The organism is Psychrobacter sp. 4Bb, from assembly GCF_002836735.1.
Taxonomy (GTDB): domain Bacteria; phylum Pseudomonadota; class Gammaproteobacteria; order Pseudomonadales; family Moraxellaceae; genus Psychrobacter.
This window is the reverse complement of sequence record NZ_PJAS01000071.1, coordinates 59,537-81,807: the sequence shown is the minus strand read 5'-3', so window position 1 is coordinate 81,807 and position 22,271 is coordinate 59,537. Positions and strand designations below refer to the sequence as shown.

At 43.1% G+C, this 22,271-nt stretch carries 20 protein-coding genes; 10 read left to right on the top strand and 10 right to left on the bottom strand.

Annotated features, from left to right (window positions below):
• Positions 1 to 31: 31 nt before the first annotated feature.
• From CXF60_RS10200 to CXF60_RS10185, 4 genes are all read left to right on the top strand, one after another.
• Positions 32 to 358, top strand: a complete 327-nt coding sequence (locus tag CXF60_RS10200) for a protein tyrosine phosphatase family protein (protein ID WP_057761519.1) — start codon at positions 32 to 34, stop codon at positions 356 to 358.
• A gap of 67 nt (positions 359 to 425) precedes the next feature.
• Positions 426 to 758 (top strand): protein tyrosine phosphatase family protein, encoded by a 333-nt coding sequence (locus tag CXF60_RS10195; protein WP_057761521.1) that lies wholly within the window; start codon positions 426 to 428, stop codon positions 756 to 758.
• A 375-nt stretch (positions 759 to 1,133) separates the two neighbouring features.
• Positions 1,134 to 1,991 (top strand): bile acid:sodium symporter family protein, encoded by an 858-nt coding sequence (locus CXF60_RS10190; RefSeq protein ID WP_102091848.1) that lies wholly within the window; start codon positions 1,134 to 1,136, stop codon positions 1,989 to 1,991.
• A 178-nt stretch (positions 1,992 to 2,169) separates the two neighbouring features.
• A complete protein-coding gene (locus CXF60_RS10185) occupies positions 2,170 to 2,910 on the top strand; it encodes a glutathione S-transferase family protein (protein WP_228707103.1) in 741 nt (246 codons plus the stop codon).
• A 77-nt stretch (positions 2,911 to 2,987) separates the two neighbouring features.
• Here CXF60_RS10185 and CXF60_RS10180 read toward each other — a convergent pair whose 3' ends face one another.
• Complete coding sequence (locus tag CXF60_RS10180) at positions 2,988 to 4,436, bottom strand: alanine/glycine:cation symporter family protein (protein WP_102091846.1); 1,449 nt, start codon at positions 4,434 to 4,436, stop codon at positions 2,988 to 2,990.
• Between the two features lie 258 nt (positions 4,437 to 4,694).
• On the bottom strand, positions 4,695 to 6,272 hold the full coding sequence (gene ahpF, locus CXF60_RS10175; RefSeq protein WP_102091845.1) for an alkyl hydroperoxide reductase subunit F: 1,578 nt from the start codon (positions 6,270 to 6,272) through the stop codon (positions 4,695 to 4,697).
• A gap of 439 nt (positions 6,273 to 6,711) precedes the next feature.
• On the opposite strand from ahpF, the gene CXF60_RS10170 reads away from it, so the two are divergent.
• Positions 6,712 to 6,960, top strand: coding sequence for an HP1242/YdcH family protein (locus tag CXF60_RS10170; RefSeq protein ID WP_057761532.1), 249 nt, complete (start codon positions 6,712 to 6,714; stop codon positions 6,958 to 6,960).
• Between the two features lie 169 nt (positions 6,961 to 7,129).
• Here the strand turns inward: CXF60_RS10170 and ahpC are convergent, their stop codons facing one another.
• A complete protein-coding gene (gene ahpC / locus CXF60_RS10165; protein WP_057761534.1) occupies positions 7,130 to 7,696 on the bottom strand; it encodes an alkyl hydroperoxide reductase subunit C in 567 nt (188 codons plus the stop codon).
• Between the two features lie 268 nt (positions 7,697 to 7,964).
• On the opposite strand from ahpC, the gene CXF60_RS10160 reads away from it, so the two are divergent.
• Both CXF60_RS10160 and CXF60_RS10155 read left to right on the top strand, forming a co-directional pair.
• Complete coding sequence (locus CXF60_RS10160) at positions 7,965 to 8,876, top strand: hydrogen peroxide-inducible genes activator (protein ID WP_102091844.1); 912 nt, start codon at positions 7,965 to 7,967, stop codon at positions 8,874 to 8,876.
• A gap of 40 nt (positions 8,877 to 8,916) precedes the next feature.
• Complete coding sequence (locus CXF60_RS10155) at positions 8,917 to 9,588, top strand: HD domain-containing protein (RefSeq protein WP_102091843.1); 672 nt, start codon at positions 8,917 to 8,919, stop codon at positions 9,586 to 9,588.
• Here CXF60_RS10155 and CXF60_RS10150 read toward each other — a convergent pair.
• The 7 genes from CXF60_RS10150 to CXF60_RS10120 form a co-directional block, all read right to left on the bottom strand.
• Positions 9,566 to 10,168 (bottom strand): methyltransferase domain-containing protein, encoded by a 603-nt coding sequence (locus CXF60_RS10150; protein ID WP_102091842.1) that lies wholly within the window; start codon positions 10,166 to 10,168, stop codon positions 9,566 to 9,568. The two genes, CXF60_RS10155 and CXF60_RS10150, sit on opposite strands and share 23 nt — an antisense overlap.
• 213 nt (positions 10,169 to 10,381) lie before the next feature.
• Positions 10,382 to 10,915 carry a M48 family metallopeptidase gene (locus CXF60_RS10145; protein ID WP_102091841.1) on the bottom strand — a complete coding sequence of 178 codons (534 nt, stop codon included), beginning with the start codon at positions 10,913 to 10,915 and terminating at the stop codon, positions 10,382 to 10,384.
• 216 nt (positions 10,916 to 11,131) lie between these two features.
• Positions 11,132 to 12,688, bottom strand: coding sequence for a DUF1513 domain-containing protein (locus CXF60_RS10140; protein WP_102091840.1), 1,557 nt, complete (start codon positions 12,686 to 12,688; stop codon positions 11,132 to 11,134).
• A 3-nt stretch (positions 12,689 to 12,691) separates the two neighbouring features.
• Positions 12,692 to 13,843: an imelysin family protein gene (locus CXF60_RS10135; protein ID WP_102091839.1), complete on the bottom strand. Its 1,152-nt coding sequence runs from the start codon at positions 13,841 to 13,843 to the stop codon at positions 12,692 to 12,694.
• Positions 13,844 to 13,912: 69 nt separating this feature from the next.
• Entirely contained in the window at positions 13,913 to 15,565 is a 1,653-nt protein-coding gene (locus CXF60_RS10130) for a di-heme oxidoreductase family protein (protein WP_416376876.1), read from the bottom strand.
• Positions 15,566 to 15,850: 285 nt separating this feature from the next.
• Positions 15,851 to 17,311 carry an imelysin family protein gene (locus CXF60_RS10125; RefSeq protein ID WP_102091838.1) on the bottom strand — a complete coding sequence of 487 codons (1,461 nt, stop codon included), beginning with the start codon at positions 17,309 to 17,311 and terminating at the stop codon, positions 15,851 to 15,853.
• A gap of 338 nt (positions 17,312 to 17,649) precedes the next feature.
• On the bottom strand, positions 17,650 to 18,306 hold the full coding sequence (locus tag CXF60_RS10120) for a YiaD family glycine zipper/OmpA-like lipoprotein (RefSeq protein ID WP_057761553.1): 657 nt from the start codon (positions 18,304 to 18,306) through the stop codon (positions 17,650 to 17,652).
• Positions 18,307 to 18,681: 375 nt separating this feature from the next.
• Between CXF60_RS10120 and CXF60_RS10115 the strand changes: the two genes are divergently transcribed.
• The 3 genes from CXF60_RS10115 to minC all read left to right on the top strand — a co-directional run bounded on the left by CXF60_RS10115 (position 18,682) and on the right by minC (position 22,019).
• Positions 18,682 to 19,644: an acyltransferase gene (locus CXF60_RS10115; protein ID WP_102091837.1), complete on the top strand. Its 963-nt coding sequence runs from the start codon at positions 18,682 to 18,684 to the stop codon at positions 19,642 to 19,644.
• Between the two features lie 381 nt (positions 19,645 to 20,025).
• Positions 20,026 to 21,123, top strand: coding sequence for a hypothetical protein (locus CXF60_RS10110; protein ID WP_228707102.1), 1,098 nt, complete (start codon positions 20,026 to 20,028; stop codon positions 21,121 to 21,123).
• Positions 21,124 to 21,194: 71 nt separating this feature from the next.
• Complete coding sequence (gene minC, locus CXF60_RS10105) at positions 21,195 to 22,019, top strand: septum site-determining protein MinC (protein ID WP_102091835.1); 825 nt, start codon at positions 21,195 to 21,197, stop codon at positions 22,017 to 22,019.
• Positions 22,020 to 22,271 lie beyond the last annotated feature (252 nt).

Here is a 22,271-nt window from a genome sequence, read left to right as displayed (position 1 = left end):
ATACTTTAACAAATATAACTGAACCTATTTTATGACCGATGATTTAACGATTTATAAGCAAATATACCCAAGCCAATGCGTTAAGATTGCTGAGCTTGGTTATCGCTCAGTGCTTAATATTCGCCCAGATGCCGAAATTGAGACACAGCCTAATAGCTGCGATTTAGCAACGGCTACCGAACAGGCAAACCTAGCGTATCAGCATCTACCGTTTGATGATGAGCGCCTAAGTATGCTAACGGTCGAGCAGTTTGCCGATTTCTATCACTCCATGCCCAAGCCTATATTGATGTTTTGTGGCACTGGGGCACGCGCCAAGCTACTGTACCAAAGTGCATTGATGCAAGGTCTGTTATAACGATAACCGTCGCTCGAACTAACACGTTTTATAAACCCAACAACACCAATAAAAACAAGGAGCTCTTATGAGCCATGAAGTTAGCTTTACCGGACAAATCACGCCTGACCAAGTGCCTATGATTGCCGAAAATGGTTTCAAAACCATTATCAATAACCGTCCTGACGGTGAAGAGCCAAATCAGCCAACCAGTGCCGAAATCGAAGCAGCAGCCAAAGAAGCTGGACTTGCTTATAAAGAGATTTCTTTTGCAGGTAATGAGCTGAACCAAACTCATGTCGAAACGTTTGCAGATTTCTTTAATCAAGCTGAGCAGCCAATGCTGATTTTTTGCCGCACAGGTAACCGCTCAAACGGTATCTATGAAGCAGCTAAGCAAATGGATTTACTAGACGACTAGTACAGCATGAACAGACTAGACAGTTAGCGTATTTAGCCCACAGAATCTTGTGGGCTTTTTATTGCGCTTATCATTATGCTCAATACGCTCAAAGTGTCATTAATCACAAACAGCCTAATCACCTCCCGATAGCTGTACAGCAACCTCGACCAACCTCAATAGTCACGACAAGTGGGTTACTATACGAGCGTAATACCGCTATTATCATTTGATAGGCTTGATCTAGCTTGGTGGTTAAGACACCTCATTAGCTAGACGATTAAATACCAAAACACATGGAATGTGAGCAGCTGTATAGTGACCAAGGTTGCCCCGCTGCTATTTACTTTCAAAACGCCATCTTGATATGGCATTTAGTTTTACAAGGAATGTTTGATGAATAATACCGCGCTAGCATTACTGCCACTAGCCCTTGCCTACATTATGTTCACTCTAGGAGCAGGGCTAAAACTTAGTGATTTTAAGGTCATTGCCAAATATCCAAAAGCGTTCTGTGTCGGCTTAATCAATCAAGTTGTATTGGTACCGTTGGTTGCGCTAGCAGTCGTGCTAGTGACGGCTCCGCCACCAGCGATTGCTTTTGGGATTATGCTGATTAGCTTTTGCCCCGGCGGCGTCACTAGCAACATGCTGACCTACTATGCCAAAGGAAATGTCGCGCTCTCTATCGCGTTGACCGGTGTGGTCAGCATACTATCGGTCATTACATTGCCTATCTTAATTACGTTGGCTTTTGATCACTTTATGAAAGATCAGGCGAACTCTATTAGCGCGATAAAGATTGGCTTAGTCATGTTCTTATTAACCACATTGCCAGTGTCTCTTGGTATGCTTGCTCGCCACAAATTTACTGACTTTATGGTACGTCGTAGCAGTCTTCTAAACGGCTTGGCCAGCGTGTTTTTTGTACTAATTGTCTTTGCTGCTATTGCCTCTAACTGGCAACTACTACAATCACAGTTCACTCAAATTGGTTTAGAGCTTGTCTTTATCATTGCTATTTTATTTGCTATTAGCATCCTAATCTCTAGAGTACTAAAGCTCAGCTGGTTTGATACCAAAACCATCTCGATAGAAACCAGTATCCAAAATAGCACGACGGCTATTACCTTAGCCCCTATCATCATGGGTGTGAGCACACTACCCGTCATCGCGCTGCCTGCTGCTTTGTACGGTGTGCTGATGTATGTCGTTGCGCTGCCTGTTATTTTCCTAATTAAAAACAAGAACTGATGATAGCGAATGTAATAAATAAAAAGCGTCCTTCTAAATAAGTGCCCGTCTAAATATTGGATGGGCGTTTTTTTGGAATAGGATTTAAATGATAGAAATATGGCTCGGGTTATAGACTGGTCAATACTCAATATTGAGTACATAATAAAATGCTACTGTTATCGCTTAATAGGACTCTATGATGCAAAAACCGCTATTAATTATTGGTAATAAAAACTACTCCTCTTGGTCGCTACGAGCGTGGCTATTGCTCAAAGCATTCAATGTTGATTTTGATGAGCAGCTTATTGAGTTGTTTCATCCATCAGCACGTCCAACGCTTGAAGCGCATTCACCAACAGGTAAAGTACCTATTTTAGTCTATGGTGAAAAAGATAATAAAGTAACCGTTTGGGACACCTTAGCTATTGCTATTCATGTTAATGAGTACTTTACGGATATTGATATTTGGACAGGCAATGATAAATCTAACGCTGAAAAACGTAATAGTAATCAAAGTAGGATAAATAGCGCCTATTGCCAAAGCATCGTGGCTGAGATGCATTCGGGATTGACAGGCATGCGTAACGAGATGCCGATGAATATACGAGCAACGGCTAAGATACAACCAAGTAGTGCTTGCTTAGCAGATATCGCTCGTATCGAAGACATTTTTGCCGATTGTTTAAAAACTCGCTCAGCAGACAGTTTCTTATTCGGAGATTTCACAGCAGCTGATGTGTTTTTTGCTCCAGTGGTGCTACGATTACAGACTTATGCTGATGCGTCCAATATTACTTTGCAGCCACTGACCAAGCAGTATTGCCAAACTATGCTAAATCATCCGTACATACAGGCATGGCAACAATCAGCACTGACAGAAACTCGAACTATTGAAGAAGATGAAGCAGGCGAGATACTGTCTGTCGTTGGCGAATAAATAGTATCTTGCATAAAAAAACCACTTCAGCTTAGCTAAAGTGGTTTTTTGTTTGATAAGACTTCGAGCATAACGTTTTACTGCTTTTGCTCTAATGCCTCTTTTACCGCTTTTTTACCCCATGCGCTCAGATCGAGATCTAACTTTTCATACTCTTTTGCATCGAATAACGGCTCTTTAACCCCTGATTTTAACTGACTTGCAAAGTCGTCAAGTAAACGCTTGGCTCGCGGAAATAACATTATCAAGGCCAATAAGTTTGCTAACGCTAGCACGCCCATCAATGGATCAGCGAAGAAGAATACTGTAGTAGCGGCAGGAGCCACTGCGCCCAAGAATAATATCGCCATCACGACAATTCGTAAAACCAAGGTCGCTTTTTTAATGTTCTTTTTGATCAAGAAATTAATGGCATTTTCACCCATGTAGTAGTTATACATGATAGAACTTAGTGTAAATAACAATAGCGATATAGTCAGAATATACTGCGCCCAGTTCCCAAGCTGAGTCGTTAACGCTTGCTGTGCCAGTACAATACCATCGACTTCAGCACCTGGTTGATATACGCCGCTCAGTAAAATCATAAATGCGGTGGCACTACATACGATTATCGTATCAATAAATACAGATAATGACTGCGAGATACCTTGACTCACAGGATGAGTGGCATAAGCGGTGGCAGCAATATTAGGCGCAGAACCTAGACCTGCTTCATTAGAGAATAAACCACGCTTCATACCTTGCTCAATCGCCACACCAATACCACCGCCCACGACAGACTCAATACCAAATGCATTTTTAACAATCATTACCATCAACGTAGGCAGCTCTGTGACATTGAGCAATATAACAACAAGTGCCATACCAATATAGATTAATGCCATAACAGGAATGACAACGTCGGCGACCTTTGCAATGCGCTGAATACCGCCAAAGACAATGAATCCGCCCGCAATCACCAGTACTACACCCGTTATCCAGCGGTCAATCCCAAAGCTTTCAAGCGCTGAGCCTGCTACCGTGTTGCCCTGGAACGCCACAAATCCGATAGAAAAAGACAGTAGTAGCGAGATCGCATAAATGACGGCAAGCCAGCGATAGTCTTTACCTAACCCATGTAAAATATAGGTCGCAGGGCCACCGCGAAAGTTACCATCAGTGTCTCTACGCTTATAAAGCTGCGCTAAGCTACACTCGACAATACTGGTCATCATGCCAATTAAGGCCACAACCCACATCCAGAATACCGCTCCCGGTCCTCCTAAAGAGATGGCAACCGCAACGCCAGCAATGTTACCGCCGCCCACACGTCCACCGATAGAAACGAGCAACGCCTGACGAGCAGAAATTCCGTCGTCTCCTACTTCATCCGTTTTGAACACACGGAACATACGTTTAAAATATTTAAACTGAGCGAACCTACCTACGATGGTAAATAATAAACCAAAGATAATTAGCATAGGCACGAGCGCCCAGCCCCACGTTAGATCCCCGACTAGGGCAAAAAAAGCTTCAATGTATTCCATGCCTATTTTCCTTATAGTTCATGACGCTATGATAGGTTTTATTGCATACATTATTGCATCAACAACACGAGTTTGTAATGCAAATGTCGAATTTGTAACGTAAATACTGATATTTTCTGAATGAAATCACGTTATTGGCTCACGCAAGTGGCTATTTTCTAATTATCAGGATTTTTTTATATAGACGTATTTATGCGATAGCACAAAAAAACCACCTCAACCGAGGTGGCCTTTTGTACTGAAACTAAACTGAACAGCTTACTGCATGACTAGGTATTCAAAGGCTGACAATGCTGCTTTACTACCTTCACCCATCGCAATGTTAATCTGCTTAAATGGTACGGTGGTTACGTCACCACAAGCAAAGATACCTTTACGATCTGTACGGCAGCGCTCATCGATTTCGATCTCACCAAAGCGGTTTAGATCAACGAAGCCTTTGATGAATCCAGTGTTTGGTACTAAACCAATCTGTACAAACACCCCTGATAAATCACGCTCATGAGTCTCACCTGTGCTGCGATCTTGGTAGACGATAGACGATACTTTACCATCAGTCGCTTTGATCTCTTGCGTCGCTGCACTGGTAATGAACTCAATGTTGGTTTTTTCTTTGGCTTTATTAATCAATACTTGGTCAGCTTTTAGCTCATCAGCGAACTCGAGTACAGTAACGTGATTGACGATACCTGCCAAATCTAATGCTGCTTCAACGCCTGAGTTACCACCGCCGATCACTGAGATGTCTTTACCCTTGAAGAATGGGCCATCACAATGCGCACAGAAAGCCACGCCTTTACCGATATTTTCTTCTTCACCCGGTACACCAAGCTTTCTCCACTGAGCACCTGTTGCTAAGATAATACTACGAGTATTAAAAGTCTCACCAGTATTTAGGTGAATACTGTAGTTCTCTTCTTCAGTCTCACCGATTTCTTTAACGCTCACATGCTCTTTTAGCGTGATGTTATATTCGGCTAAGTGCTTGACAAAGTTAGTAGATAAATCTGTACCGTTGGTTAGCGGCACTGAAATCAAGTTTTCGATATCTTGCGTGTCTTTTACTTGTCCACCGATACGATCAGCAACCATTGTAACTCTTAAGCCTTTACGCGCTGTATAAATAGCAGCAGCCACACCTGCAGGGCCAGCACCGATGATAGTAACGTCTTGCTGCTCTAATTGCTCAGCATCGTCTTCTACTTCTGACAGTAAGTCAGGGAACTGCTCTTGCAGTTTTCCGATCAATTTAGCAGTGTCGATTAGGCCGTTAGCAAATGGCTTACCGTTCAAAAACACAGCTGGTACGCCTTGGATTTTATTTGCTTCTACTTGCTCTTGAAACAATGCACCATCGATCATCTCGTTGCTGATACCATCGTTTAGTAGCGCAAACTGGTTCAATGCTTGAACAACTTCTGGGCAGCTATGGCATGACAATGACACGTAGGTCTGGAACTGTAATGGCTTATTAAAGCGCTTAACTAACTTTTGGATGCCTTCATCCAACTTTAACGTATGACCACCCGCTTGCAGAATCGCCAAAATCAATGACGTAAACTCATGACCACCTGGGATACCGCTGAATACGATACCAGTGTCGTTTGATGCGCCATCAATGTGACTGACTACTTTAAAACTAATCGCACTAGGCAAACTATCGTCAGTTGCTTCTGCATCAAAGTTGATTTTGTCTGTTGTTCCAGCAATCTTGGTCAAAAAATCTACCAATTCTGCACGTTTTGCATGTGTACCATTACCCAATACAAAGGTAATTGGACGTGTCATGTTTTCGCTATAGCTCTTAACGGCATCTAATAAATTCTGATCTATCATGTTTGTTCCTCATTATGACTGAATATGTAACGGCAGCTATCATGCTACACGTCTAAATATAGAATAATTGGTGTTAATAATTTTGTATAAAAGGTTATATATAATGGGCTCTTGCCCTTTGATGTGTCTATTATCAAGCGTTTAGCGAGTTTCGGCAAGCTGAGAAACTCAAACTTTATGTTTTATAAAACCAATCGTTTATTAACTTAAATAATTAAATACAAATACACAAACAAATGATAGTGATGGTACATGGTCTATTTTTTCGCTACAATCGAATGGTATTGATAGCAATATGCATTATCAATATCGTGAAGTAGCTATCTTTATTACCATTAAACTTTCACCCCTTCCAAAAAAAATCTCACCATCATAAGCGTCTTAACCATAACGTGCTTACGCTTATCCTAAGCTTGCACTAAATAACAAGGATGACAACATGACAATGACAGACACATGGCAAGATCACAGTGATATTATCGATGAGCTCAAGCAAAAGGACACGCATTTTGCGAGTATCTTTGACGAGCATACAACTCTAGATAGGCAAATCAATAAGCTTGAAAACGATGTGGTCAAGCATGCCAGTCGCGACGAAGAAATCGAACAGATGAAACGACGAAAGCTACAGCTTAAAGACGAGATTTATAAAACCATTGATAAAAATAAAGCACAGTCTCGCGCTTAATATTGCGTCTATACTTAGAGATATGCTGAAAAATAATACTAACAATATCTATGCTTAAGACGTAAAAAGACCCCATCAACTTATGTTAATGGGGTCTTTATTTGTAGCACTGACTTAAATCAGACGTTTAAGATACAGCGCTACTTTTATCTAAGTATGAAATATCTACTTAGATTTTACCAACTAGGTCAAGACTTGGCTTTAATGTGTCGCCACCTTGTTCCCAAGCTGCTGGGCAAACTTCGCCGTCGTTTTCACGAACATACTGTGCTGCTTTTACTTTGCGTAGCATGTCTTTTGCACTACGGCCGATACCGCCAGCATGGATTTCAGCGACTTGGATCAAGCCATCAGGATCTACTAAGAATGTACCGCGCTCAGCCAAACCTGCTTCTTCAATCATGACGTTAAAGCCACGAGTGATTTTACCAGTAGGATCGCCGATCATTGGGTATTGTACTTTACCGATAGCTTCTGAAGAATCATGCCATGCTTTATGCGTGAAATGCGTGTCAGTAGATACTGAGTATACTTCAACACCAAGGCCTTTTAGCTCGTCATAATGAGCGGCCATGTCTTCTAGCTCAGTTGGGCAAACAAACGTGAAATCAGCTGGGTAAAATAGGAAAATCGCCCAGTTGCCTTTTACGTCTTCTGAAGTGATGGTTTTGAACTCACCGTTTACGTATGCATCTGCTGAAAATTCTGGGATTTCTTGATTGATGATAGACGCCATGGTTGGCTCCTCTATAGTTAAGTAAATTGGAAATTATTTATATGGTTTTTTCAATTAGCCCTCTAGCTCTCTGGGCTACCTGACAAACTATACGCGAATTCTACGGTTAATCCAGTTAAAAGTTTTTAATGTGATGTTTTGTTTTATTAAACTTGTTAAACTATTATCTCTACATTTTATCATTGGTGCTTAATTGGTAATTTGCTACCTTATAAAGGTTGACCAAACATAATAAATTGCATTAAAAACCCACTAACAGAGAGGTTTTATGATTACTTTACGACAACTTGAGTTTGCCCTAGCCGTCGCCAAACATCGTCATTTTAAACGTGCGGCTGAAGATTGCAATATCTCGCAATCTGCACTAAGTTTGGGTATCGCAGAATTAGAAAAACAGCTAGATACTCAGATTTTTGAGCGCAACAATAAACAGGTATTGATTACCCCTATCGGTCAAGACATCCTCACACGGGCGCAGCGAGTGTTTTCTGAGGTCAGCGATTTGACCACGCGTGCTCATAGCCATCAGACGCCGCTTGCCTATCCCATGACTGTCGGTATCATTCCGACGATTGCGCCTTATTTGCTGCCAAAAGTACTGCCTGCGCTGCGTGCACAATATCCAGAGTTCCGTATGACCATCGTCGAACAACAGACAGAGCGTTTGCTTGAACAGGTACGCTACGGTCATATCGACACCGCTATTATTGCGCTACCTTATGCGGTAGATGGGCTACACAGTTTTGAGTTTTGGAGTGAAGACTTCTTTGCTGTATTTCCAAAAGATGACATACATGCCAAGCTTGAGACCATCAATGCTGACGAACTGGCAACTGCCAACCTCATGCTACTTGGTGAAGGACACTGCCTAACTGACCAGACCCTGTCTGTTTGTCATTTCGAACGCGCACAAATGAAATCAAGCTTCTCAGATGCCAGTTTAAACACTTTGATTCAAATGGCACTTGCCAATATGGGCACAACGCTAGTGCCTGAAATGGCGCTCGATCAGCTACACCTGCAAAACCAGAATGCCGTCGCCATACCACTAGCTGAAGAAGGGCCGCATCGCCATATTGCCTTTGTCACCCGCTTAAATTATGCACGTGTCGACGATGTCAGCCTGCTGGGAGATGTATTTAATAAAGCATTTAAAGATGCGGTAGCTAACAAAGAATAATCAAACCATCTTTGCCACGGTCATAGTGAAAAAATGACATATGAAAACTGCCTCAAATAAGCACGATGAGCTTGGCAAGTGCTTTGCACAGCATTTGTCAGCTATGACCAGCGATATCTCGCCAAAGCAAATAAATAGACTTTGGCAAAATATCGTGACGCGCTATGGCGAACCACAACGTGCCTATCATACGCTCGATCATATTGAGCAGTTATTGGTACAGTTTGAAAGTATTAAGCACCATCTGTCTGAGCCGCATATCATTGCATTGGCACTGTACTATCATGATGTGATATACGACCCAACATGCTCCGACAATGAGCTAAAAAGTGCAGAGTTTGCAACAGATACCCTGAGCTCGTATCTAAGCACAAAGCAATGCCAGCAGATCTACGCTCTCATTATGATGACGGCTAATCATCAGATAGATACGTTGGTAGACAGTGACAAATATAACGATGCTGCGTATCTTTTAGATATGGATTTAAGTATCTTGGGCGCGCCGTGGTCTGCATATGAACAGTATGCAAAGGCGATACGCCAAGAATATACGCATGTCGCCGATGACAGCTACCGTGATGGGCGTACTGCAGTGTTACAAGGGTTACTAGCGCATCCCAAACTCTATCTGACTGACCATTACTATAATCAGTTAGAAACGCAAGCTCGAGCTAATATCAAGCATGAGCTTACTTCCCTTGCAGCTTTATAAATAGCTCACTGCCCTGCCGTGCTGGATGTGAATTATAGCTAGGCTCCATAATATCGATATCAAAATGGCTTTGGAAACGCTGCTGATACTCTTCCTTGCTGCCGCCGAATGGTGGTTCTTCTCGTCCAAAATCCGTGTTAAATAACAATCCAACCAGCTTACCTTGTGGCTTTAACAGCCTCGCCATCTGCTGCACGTATTCATCACGTCTCGATGGATTGATCGCGCAAAAAAACGTCTGCTCAAGTATCCAATCAAATTGATGTTGCTCAGCTGACAAGCTAAAAAAATCCGCACAGATCAGGTGTTCAGAAGGAAAACCAGGATAGCGCTCTGCAAACGTCTCAATCGGTGCAGGGGCAAAGTCAACCAGCGTGACATTGGTAAAACCTTGCTCATATAAGTAGCCCACTTCATAAGCATTACCTGCACCTGGCACTAGTATCGCCTGATTTTTTGCACTCTCAGGTAACTGGTCAATATAAGCTTTGAGCGGTGGTGATACCTGCCCCATATCCCAACCGATGCTGTTCTTCTCATAACGCTGCTGCCAAAACTCCGCTTGGTTAACGTGTTCCATATGACATCCCTGTATATAAATCTATTGTTTAAACGAAACGATTTGTACCGTTATTCCTTATCATATCAGGCTTATTTAGGCGTGTCCCTATTTTAAAAAATGATGATAAAAATAGGACTTGTTGCTCAGCATAATGAAAGTGACGCAGATGATATTGAGGTGCTTACTAGAACTATTTAGCTGATTAGATGGTTAAATAGTTAGATGATACGTTTAGTCCAGCTGTCCTGTTTTACCCGCTAGGACATTATGCCATTGCTGATAATCTGGCATCGCTGTTGCAACCGTTTGCCAAAACGCTCGGCTATGGTTGGCATGATGCAAGTGGCACAGCTCATGAACGATTACGTATTCGGTGCATTCAATAGGATAGGCAGGAAGATAGACTGATAGCCAAATTCGTTTTGCGCGCGTGTTGCAGCTGCCCCAACGTGTGTGCATTTTTTTTAACCGTATTTCATTGGCGTAAGCGCCAACGATTGACTGCCACTTTTCAAATAGTGCAGGTGCGACTTCGGAGAGTTGTTGCCGATAATAGGCGATTTTTTTATCGGGGCTTAGCGTAAATGATTGCTCCGTACCCCATAATAAAACTGAGTTATTCACAGCTGAAGGGTCAGACGATGTATTCTGTCTACGTCTATACTGTTCTAATACCTGCGGGTGATTTGCAATCGCCCAAGGCACCCGCTTAGCCACAGCATGCAATATTTGTGATGCGCTGACATGCATCGGTGCAGAGACCATCAACGTATGGGGCTTTAAGCGAAAATTGATATTTTTAACACGCTTTTTACTGATGTGTAGCTCGATGCCTGCTTGCCCAAGCTGCTGTCTGACAGTATCTAAATTGGTGTCTAAGCTAATGCTCTATCTCCTTGGCTGACTATTACCGCCATTCTAGTAATAGTCATTATTAATAGCCATGCCTGTTCAGCTGTCGCTCTTGTTGAATGTCACGTATCACAGTGCTTGTAAGTGGTTGTCAAACGACATCATATGCAGTTGACTGTCTTTGATAATCCGCTCATGAGGTTCAACATCGTCTACGTTCGATTTTACTTCTGGTAAAACAGTTACTTTTAGCGCTGTTAACTGCCCTTGACCATCACTAACGATAAATCCTGTCGGCTCGGCATGTTTATCAACTTTACTCATGGAAGCACCAGAATTAGCTAACACCGAAGCCCCTGCACAATCTGGCAGACTTACATCATCAATCAGCTCGCGAGTATGCAAATCATAAATTGCCGCACAGCCGCCAATTGGCGTGGTCACACACAGTAAGTTACGCTCACTATCCACCGCCACGCTAGCGATATATTGGTGAAAACGTTGCCATTGATTATTTGGCATAGTGAGTGGGGTAAAGCTAGCATCACCACGTTTATGAGTCAGCACTAACGGTACATTGATATGTTTTTCACCTTGGAACTGAATACCGATCATCACTGTGCCGTCATCGTGCATGGCTAAATGGCGCACACTCATCTGATTATGTTTGGGAGTCACTTGCTCAAGCAATGTGCCATCGTGACGATTCAGATAAACCAGTGAGGGTCGCATGGTATCTAGATTTAGCTCTTCGCGTGAGGCCTGCTCGGTTTTGATACCCCCATTTGCAATGACGAGCGTTTCGCTATCAGGATGCATAATCAGTTCATGCGGCCCGATACCATATGAGTCAAACTCTGCTACTTTTTGATAAGCATCATGGGCATCATAGATACCAATTTTACCTGCCAAACTCACTGTGTCGTTCTCAGTTACGTAGAGCAAGCTGCCATCTAAGCTATAGCAAGCATGACCATAAAAGTGACGGTTTACATCAGCTGTAATCGCATGCTGTACTTGCCCATTTGACGTATTAAGTACCCAGAATTTTTCGCTTGGACGACGACCCATGACGACGACATCACGTCTTTTTTCAACATTGCTATACTGAACTTCAGATACATTGACAGATACAGGCTGAACAACGATGTCGTGGACACGCTCAGGCATAGTTGTCTGCCAAACGATTTGTCTGTCAGCATCAATACCTACCACGCCAAAGTCGTGCTCACTCTGGCCTGATGTAGCCTGATCTTTTGGCAGTGATGCAACGCCACTGACCCAGCTGACTGGGCGCGCTAGCATCGTTGTCGTATGCATGACAGCAAAGTCAGGCGTGTTACTTTTATCATCACCTACAGCATGATAAGCCTGCTTCCAGGTTACCGCTGCTTGCTCACAAGCATAACGTAAGCGCGAAAGCTTCGGCGTTGAAACAGGTGCCGCACTTAATGCTTGCAACTGCGTACGAATACCATCTACATAATCTTGTAGACTGGCATCTGGATGCTGCTGCTTACGATAACGATGGTGAATACCGACCAGCGCCGCCGTACCAACTGCTGTCAGCACTGAAGTCGTCAAAAGCTCATGAGTTGACGAAGTTCTCCCAGACCGATTAGACCTATTCATCTGGTCATGAGTCTGGGCTGCTGACATTGCTGTACTCGCTTCGATAGTAGACATTGTCTAATCGCCATCAGTGCTGTTAAAGCCCACGCGAATACCAAGTGCTGGGATTAACTGGCGTTTAATCAGACGAGTGACATCAGTCAGATGATCGTATAACGCTTGTTGATCGTCCTTACTAGCCTCTGATAAATCTTCTGGCATTTGTGCTAATAATGCGGTTGTATCAGCCAATGCAGTTGATAGATTATCCGAAACTTTGTTTTCATCATTGCTACCAAGAATAGCTGTCAGTACTGGGTCAGTCATGGCTTTATTAATCGTATCTAACTTAGCATTGATGATAGCGCGGCTTTGACCAGCAGTAGCAGCAGGCAAATGCCCTTTTGCCTTACCTGTCAGACCGAGTGGCTGATCAATGGCATTAGATTTCATGGTCTCAATCAATGACAGTAGAGAGTTAATCCACTGATTTAGGCCTCTATCGCTCTCTGCTGTTTTGTCTATCGCCAATAAATCAGTCGCGTTTTGCTGCCAGTTTTTCTCGATGTCTTTTAGACGCGTGCTCAACGCACTACTAGCGCTAATCACATAAGCACACTGACCAGCGTCTAAACTGTCATTGGCAAACAAAGCCTCTTCCAACCCTGGTACGCCTTGTACGATAGCGCTCTCGCCAGCAAGTTGTTCTGGCGTTAGTTTTGGATTGGCAGCAATCAAATCAGCCACGCCACTGTGTACAAGTCCGCGCTCGTCAGGATAGTAGTTGATGTATAGATTGCTCATACTAGCAGTCGCAGGACCAAAGTTGACCATCTCAGCACTTGACCAAGCTTGTGCCAATACTAGCCACTGTGCACGTAATGCTTGTAGCTCATCGCCACTTACTGGAGCTTGGGTACAGTGCTTCTGCGCCAGTTCGTTCAACAGATCGCTTTGCTTGGCTGCATCAGCATACGCAGGAATCACGATATCGTCTGCCACATGCGTCAAATACGTTTTTGCAGTCTCAGGGCTGATATCTACTGCAACGATTTGCTCAGTACTTTCTTTGCTGTTTTCTATTGAGCTGTCAGTAGCTGCACTGTCTTGCACAACTTTTTGGCTGTCTACATCTGCAGCTTTGTTGTCATCGGCAGGTTTGACACAACTGATCAGCAGTCCAGCACTCAATGCAGATAGCGCCATTGCCAAAGCGTGGTTTATTTTCATAGGTTTCTCGGTAATGTTATAGGTAGTAATTTATAGCGTTTTTATACTGATTTTATAATAGCGACTTTATTACAGCGACTTTAGGAACGCATTAAGCTCTGCGCGACCTTGTTTGTCCAACTTCAATACTTGTTGCTTTTGCTTTTCGGCTTCTCCGCCATGCCATAAAACCGCTTCCATCAACGTACGTGCACGGCCATCATGCAAAAACGTCGCTTGAGGATCAACTGTCTGCGCAAGTCCTACGCCCCAAAGTGCTGGCGTACGCCATTCATAAGAGTTGGCTAAAAACTCAACTTGGGCATCTTTTGGTGGTAGCTTACCGGCAATCGTACGATCAGCGAGATCATTGCCCATATCATGCAATAGCAAATCTGTGTAAGGATAAATCACTTGTCCATGCTGCTCAAGATGATCATCGTCGGTTTTTGGCAACTGATATCTTGGCGTATGGCAGCTTTGACAACCCATGTCATAAAAACGCTTTTTGCCAGCTAGCACAAGCTTATCATCTGCATTACGGCGATGCGGCACTGCTAGATTTCGAGTATAAAACTCTACAAATTTCGCGACCTCATCGTTTACTTCAACGGGTGATTTACCATTGCCCTGCTCATCAGCACCTGTCGCTGCATTTAGGCAAGCGGTCTGCGTTGGCATACAGGATTCGTGAGGACGGATGTTTGATGTCAAACCCATATCTTCGTTAAAGGCACTTTGATTTTGGGTGATAAGTTTGGTTTGACCTGCTTTCCACCCAAATCGTCCAAGCGCACGCTTGCCCGTCTGTGGATCCATGACCCAGTTAAACTTACCACTGATATCGCTATCATTACTGTCGTTGGCTTGTTTTTTAATGTCATCGTCAGGTATTTGCTCTAGTAACCCAAGCCCAATCATCGGTAGCGCCACACGCGGTGATACCATCATGTCATCGTCAAAAGCACCGTAACCAGGTTTGGTCAAATTAAACGTTGGCGCACGTAGTGTCTCGACATATCCGTCAGCAAAGGTAACTGGTTTGTCTGTCCATTGCACCGCAATTCTCGCTTCAGCAGGCACGCCCTGAATACCGCGATCTTGTAGCTGGCCACCATACATAGGATGAACCACCTTTTCAATTAGCGAATCCTGTAGCTGCTGACGTTGCTCATCGGTCGTCGCTGGCATAGACAGACGAATCAATAAACTATCAGCATCGTCATCGACAGTCATCGGCGCGTGACCTCGCCCGTCTTTGACATGACAAGACTGACAAGCGGCCACATTGAATAATGCGCCCAGTCCATCACGACTATCAGTACTAGCAGGTGCAACGACCCATGGCTGCTTGAAAAACGCATTACCAATAAAGAACGACCCTTTACGAGAAGCTGCTAGATTCGATGAAGGCTTTGAGTAGCTCTCAGCACTGCTAATACTAATACCAGAGTCACCGCCCTGCTTAATCTCTTGAGGGTCAAAGCTCACCAGTTGCTGCATCGGCATGCCTGCCAGGGTTTCTATATTTTTGGCATGTTCGGACGACAGCGATTGGCTGTTTTCACTGCCGCTTTCATTACTTGAGGCCTGCTCTGAAGTATCGTCTGAAACGCTATCAGATGGTTGACACGCACTGATAGCCATTGCACTGGCGATAATTAGCGCAAGCTTAGAAGGTATATGTCGTAGGATTTGAGTAGCAAGAGGAGAATCAGAGAGGTTAACATAATTGGCGTTCATAGAAATTAATTGCCTTAGCGCTAGAGTAGAACCATTAAAATTTTGTCATACCATCTCATTATATGTCGTCACAATCATTGCTTATCGACATATAATGAAATGATACACCAGCCAATTGGCTCATTTAATGCTCGTAAAAATGCGTTGCCAACGGTGGCTGACAACGCACGTATTATATCTAATCTAAGTATCCAATAAACAGCGGTTACTGACCTATAACGACTAATAAAACGTCGCAAAGCCAATGAAAAGATTTTAAATAAGGGCCGCTAGCTTAAATTTTTCTTAAAACTGTGACCCTGCATCTGCGTCTAGATTATCGATACCAACTGCTTTTGCAGCGTTTTCGATACTGGCCGTCAGCTCTTGTAAACTAGTGATACCCGCTTCAACCCATCCACGACGGACGTTTTGTTCTTCAGCAGAGATACCTTCTTGGCTGGCTTGACCGACAGTTGCAATCATCTGGTCAATCTTGATGCCGTCTTTTTCGCCTTTTTCAACGATAACGTTGAACGCGCCTTCTACTTTGTTGAACTCAGCAGCCAATTTATCAGCAGCTTCTGTGTGGCCGTTATCCGTTAGATAGTCTTTGATACCGTAGCCGCCCACTGTCTTGCCAGCGACTGTTGTATAGCTACCATTAAAGACGTTTTGGATACCGCGCGCATTATTGGCATAGCTTAAATGAGTCAAATCACTAAAGCATTCGTGCTCATCTTCGGTAGAACCCGTAACAAAAGCGACCTGCATACGCTCAGACGCAAGCTCACCTAATGCTAAGCTGCCCATTTGATACATAATTTGGCGCAGACCATTATCGTATTTGCGCGCTATCAAATCACTACGCAAAGTATTCTCAGTGTCGGGCTGCCACTGAGCTTCCATCGCGGTCAAATCATCAACCAATAGTTGAGTTGCAGCAGTTAAGAATTCCCCGCGGCGCTCACAAATATTGGCATCTTCATTGACGGTCTCACCACTAGTACACTGTCCGGCTTCAGTCGCATAGTCAGTGACTGGGCGATTACCTGCGCCTTCTTTTACGCCGTTGTTGTCTTGACCCCACAGCATAAATTCAATCGCATGATAACCAGTCGTTACATTGGCCTCACTACCACCGATTTCATTCATTTCTGCGAGTAGCTCAGGTGTAATCGTACTGGTATCTTGCTTGATACTACCCACAGTAATGCTATCGCTATTGACGATGTTCTCTTGGCTATTATATTCGCCTTCGTAGTCGTCACCAACATAATCAATCAATGCTTCATCAAGTGGCCAAGCATTGATCTGCCCTTCCCAACTATCGATACTGTTGATAGCACGTTTGTCGTTGGCAGTCACAAAGCCTTCATCAAAACGGAAAATCTCAGTTTGTGAATATGGTTGACGCGCTGCTTTATAGGCAGCTTTTGCAGCATCAAGGTTCTCTTGTGTTGGGGTGGCCACGTAAGTTTCTACCGCAGTTTGTAGCGCTTTGGCCGTGTCCAACGAATCTTTATAAGCGGCGTGTGCCATATTTGCATAACTGATAATCAATCTATCAATATGTGCTTTTTCGGCAGCAGTCATCTCTGAATTATCAGCTGTCTCTGTGTTTGCTACTTCTGTTTGCGTTTCTGTCGCAGCATTGGTGTCTTCATCGGCTTGCTTTGTACAGCCCGACACCATTAACAATCCTGCAAGTGCAACAGCTAAAGTAGTTGGTAAAAGCTTACGGCTCGTTACTGTGGTAATCGTCATACATATCCTCAAGAAATATAGCAAAAAATTCGTTTTGGTTAAGTAGCCTCAATTATTTTGATAATCAAGCCATGTTACAGCAGGCTATCTTAGCCATGCACATTGACTCTCAGTGCGCACGATAAGACGTTTAATATTGCATCAATAGCAAACACTGACAAATTATAGTGTTATTGATAATCATTATCAATATTTAATTTAATATTAACTATATCTATCAATCATCACTATTTTATTCAAACTGAAAACACAAAAAAAGAGCCAGCATATCGCTGACTCTTTTTGAAATATATGTGCTCAAATATCTAGCACATACTCAATAGCTATATAGCTATTGATTAGTTTACGCTCTGTGGTGCGTTAACTGTCAGCTCAACACGGCGGTTTTGACCACGGCCATATTCAGTATTGTTGTCTGCGATCGGACGTGACTCGCCGTAAGCAACAACGTTTACACGGTTTGAAGCAACACCGCGAGCTGTTAAGTAGTTAGCAACTGAGTAAGCACGATCACGTGACAGACCCATGTTATAAGATGCTGAACCTTTGCTATCAGTGTGACCAGCGATAGTAATTGTGTTTTGGTTGTACTGGTTCATCGTTGAAGCAAGCTTATCAAGCGTTGGCTTGAATGATGAGCTAAGGGTTGCATCATCAAATGAGAACGTGATGCTACCTGGCATAACCAAATCAATGTTACCAGTGGTTGGGTTCTGCTCAACAGTTACGCCTGTGCCAGCCATTTGCTGCTCAAGCTGACGAGCTTGACGCTCCATGTAGTAACCAACACCTGCACCTAGTGCTGCGCCGATAGCTGCATCACGACCAGTCTTGTCGCCGCCTGTTGCTTTTGAAATAGTTGCACCACCTGCTGCACCAACTAAACCACCTAGAGCAGCTTTATTTAGACGCTGTTGTCCAGTGTTTGGATCTGTTGTACAACCACTAAGTGCTAGACCTGATGCTACTGCTGCAATCATTAAAGTATTACGCATAATATTTCCTCTTAAGTTTAAAAAATCGTGCTTTTTATAAAGATTGTCCGTTAATCTTTTTTAAGTACTTATCTACATTCCCCATTATTATGGCAACTAGAACCTATCTCTGTGTAATATTTTGTCATACCTATGTATGATAAGTGCAGGTTATATTTCAATGATTTTATAGGTCAAATCTTCGCGCCTTGCTACCACTAGTCACGTTTACAACCGTACACTACAACATGTTTCTGCTAAAATTATATCGCTAGATTTGTCGGCTTTAAATAGTCATGATTTAAAGCTTTACGTTCATAATATTCCTGACTTGACTAGGACAGATTCAGCGACATACGGCTTATTATTAATCAGATAGACTGAAAAGGATTGAGCATGCGATTGACATCTACCATTCGAAAAATGCATAAACGTTCACCTAAACTGGGTAAAGCTGTGTCGCTTGCAACAGCCACTGGTGTCATCGCCGCCAATAGCTTCGGTGGTAGTATTCCTTTATGGCTAATGGGCGTCGGTAAGGTCATTACTGGCGCCTCTATTGCAGACAAAGCCGTCATCAAAATTGCTACTCACTGGATCAGTAGCAACAGTGCCTTGATCGACAATATGTTGCCTCGCAAAGACTGGCGTATCAGTCTACCCGACGATATTCATACCAATGGTAAATACCTGCTAGTGAGCAACCACCAATCATGGGTCGATACCAGCATCGTGCAGTATATTGGCGAAAAGCGCTTGCCACTTACGCGATTTTTTACCAAGTTTGAGCTGATCTACATCCCTATCGTTGGCCAAGCTTTTTACTTTTTAGATTTTCCAATGATGCGCCGACACTCAAAAGAAGCCATTGCCAAAAACCCTGCGCTAAAAGGCAAAGACATCGAAGAAGCCAAACGTGCCTGCGCCCTACTAAAAGACAAACCGTTTACCTTATTAAATTATTTGGAAGGTACTCGTTTTACCAAAGCCAAACAAGCTCAGCAAAAATCGCCTTATACGCACTTGTTAAAACCTCGTGCAGGCGGATTATCACTGGCTATCAGCGCACTAGGTGAAGATATCGATGGCATACTAGACATGACCATCGTATACCCTGATGGTGTGCCAAGCTATGGGGATCTTTGGAAAGGCAATATCAAACGCTTGGGCGTTGACTTGCGCTACATTGATATACCAGATGCTTTGTTCAAAAGTATCAAGCAAGGTGGCTACGAAAATGACGAGGATACAAAAGCTCAAATGTTCGACTGGGTTGAACAAGTGTGGCGTCAAAAAGATGAACGCATTAGCACTATGTTGGCAGACTTTGAAACCAATCCTAAAACGCAAGATGCCTAACAAAGATGCTCAGCAATACTAAACTAGTTATCCGTTAAATCTTATAAAATACCAAGCACAGTCGATACAAGCGTACTAAGTAGTAAATATCGATGTAACAAACGTTGATGTAATAAGTATCGAGTACGAGATAAAAAGTTATTGAGGAACAAAGTTACGGGTACAGGTGTCACCATAGTCATATCTTACTTATGATGTTTACTGTTAAAACAGCCATGCATCATAAGTAAATTTTAATCATAGATGGGTTGTTTTTTAACCTTATTCATTGATAATGTGACTAATCATGAACGCATAGATTTTCGATGTCTACTTTGATAGTAAATGGTAGTAAATATCGATTTCTGACCCATTCTTTGTGCCATTTATTACTTATAAGGTATGACTGTGCCCACCTCTACTACTAGCTCGCCGTTAGCTACCGAATCTGTTTTGAGTCAGCCTCCTTATCCAATAAGTGATGAGCCGCCAAAACCGAACCATCCAAAGCCGAGTCGCTTTAAGCTCACTTACGATATCGTTATGATTATTGCAATCAGTATTGATCTGCTATTGATCAGTATCGACGCTATTTTGATGAGCAATTTTAGTAGTAATGCTGCAGAATGGCTAACCATCAGTGAAGCGCTCAATTGGTATCAGAGCACTCTACATGATCCTCTACGCACTGCTGGAGGTTTTTTTACTATCTTTTTGGTCGTTGAGTTACTGTTGCGCTGGGCGATTGCTATTAAACAAAAAGTCTATTATCGCTGGTTCTTTTTCCCATTCGTTCATTGGTACGAAGTATTAGGCTGTTTTCCGCAGCTACGTGCTTTGCGACTGCTGCGAGCGGTCGTTATTGGACGACGTCTATATCAGCTTGGCTATCAAGTACTGCCGCAGACGTGGATCAACCGAATCAAGTTCTATATTGACCTACTGTTAGAAGAGCTCTCTGATCGCGTTATTTTGACAGCGATACAGAACTTTCGACAAGAACTAACCAGTTCAGACACGCATAAATCATTCATCGAGTCGACGATTGCAAAAAATCGAAATGAGATTGAAGCGGCCGTATTGTCTATGCTGCGTACAGAGCTTGCACCGAAGCTGCAGGAACTGACTGCCTCATCAGGTGGGGGCAGTATATTGGCGAGCGAAATGGGTAATGCTATTGAGGAAGGATTGGCCAACACACCTGAATTGCGCCGCTATCTACGCATGATACCTATCGCGGGCAGCCTGATTGAATCACAGCTGCATCACGTCGGGCACAATATCGGTGAGAACGTCGTCAATGCATTAAACAAGCGACTTTTAGACCCTAAACGCTTGGATATATTAATGATAGAAATTGCTAGCGGTATTGCGCAAATAGATACCAATAATACAGCGCTAGATACCTTAATTTCTAGTATCATTGATGACAGTTTGACTGCGTTTGAAGCGCAAGTAAAAGTGCAGCAATGGAAGCACCAAGATATGCTAAATCTATAGTTTAGCTATCTAATAGCATGACGTAATAAGAGACATAATACCGTGACAGAATTATTTTTAAGGGTTTGTATATGACAGTTTCAGCTAACGATAACCAGACTGCACCAGCGCTAGCTTTCTATGGCAAAATGCTGACGTTTTCACGCGTACAGTTTAGTACAAGCGATCTAGCAGCTATAGAAGCTCAGCTAACTGAAACGCTCAGTAATAAATCGAGCAATATCCCTATCCTTATTGATAGTGACGTTGAGCAGGATTTGTCAGCATTGGTAGAGCTGTTATGGGCATGGGGATTGCAGCCTATTGGCGTGGTGACAGGTATGCTTGATGCGCAAGCACGTGAGCAGCGCTTAGCGATATTCCCAGCAGATGGTAAGCGTATTGAGCGTATATTGCCAAGTAAAAAAGCGTCCATCCCTACCCAACCATCGGCAGAGAACAACAACGCCAAAGTAGTTAATGCTAACAACGTCGATGATATTTCTTCCACAACCGAACCTGCTACTGAAACGACACTATCTAATATGCCAACCGAGACATTGGTAAGTACTCAGCATATTACTAGCTTAATCTATGATCAAATGCTGCGTTCAGGACAAAGTCTCAATCACGTTGGTGGCGACTTGATCTTGACCAGTAGTATCAATAGCGGCGCTGAAGCGATTACTGACAATAGCTTGCATGTATATGGCCGTGCACAAGGGCGTTTGGTGGCAGGCGCAACAGGTGATAAAGATGCCCGTATATTCTGCCAAGTCTTTAATCCGTCATTGGTGTCAGTAGCAGGAACCTATTGCTTACGAGACAACTTACCTGAGCATGTCATCGACAAGTCCGTGCAAGTAAAATTTGTAGAAGGCGAAGGCTTAGTATTTACCGTGATGGATGAAGCTTAAGACGCCATTAAAAATAATACACGGTGAAGTGACGTTATAGAAAACTAAGGTAGTTAAGCTGCTCTATTCGACAAGCCAAAGAGCATGACTATGACCCTACTGATACCACGCAGAGAGGCTAATTGAGCGATACATAGGTTGTTTTTCTGCTTTAGTATCGAGCTGCTATAATTTTTTGTTTATTTATGCTAGGCTAGCTTCGAAGATAGTGTATATATGTTAGGTAAATAACATGTAGTTTTGCTATTTATA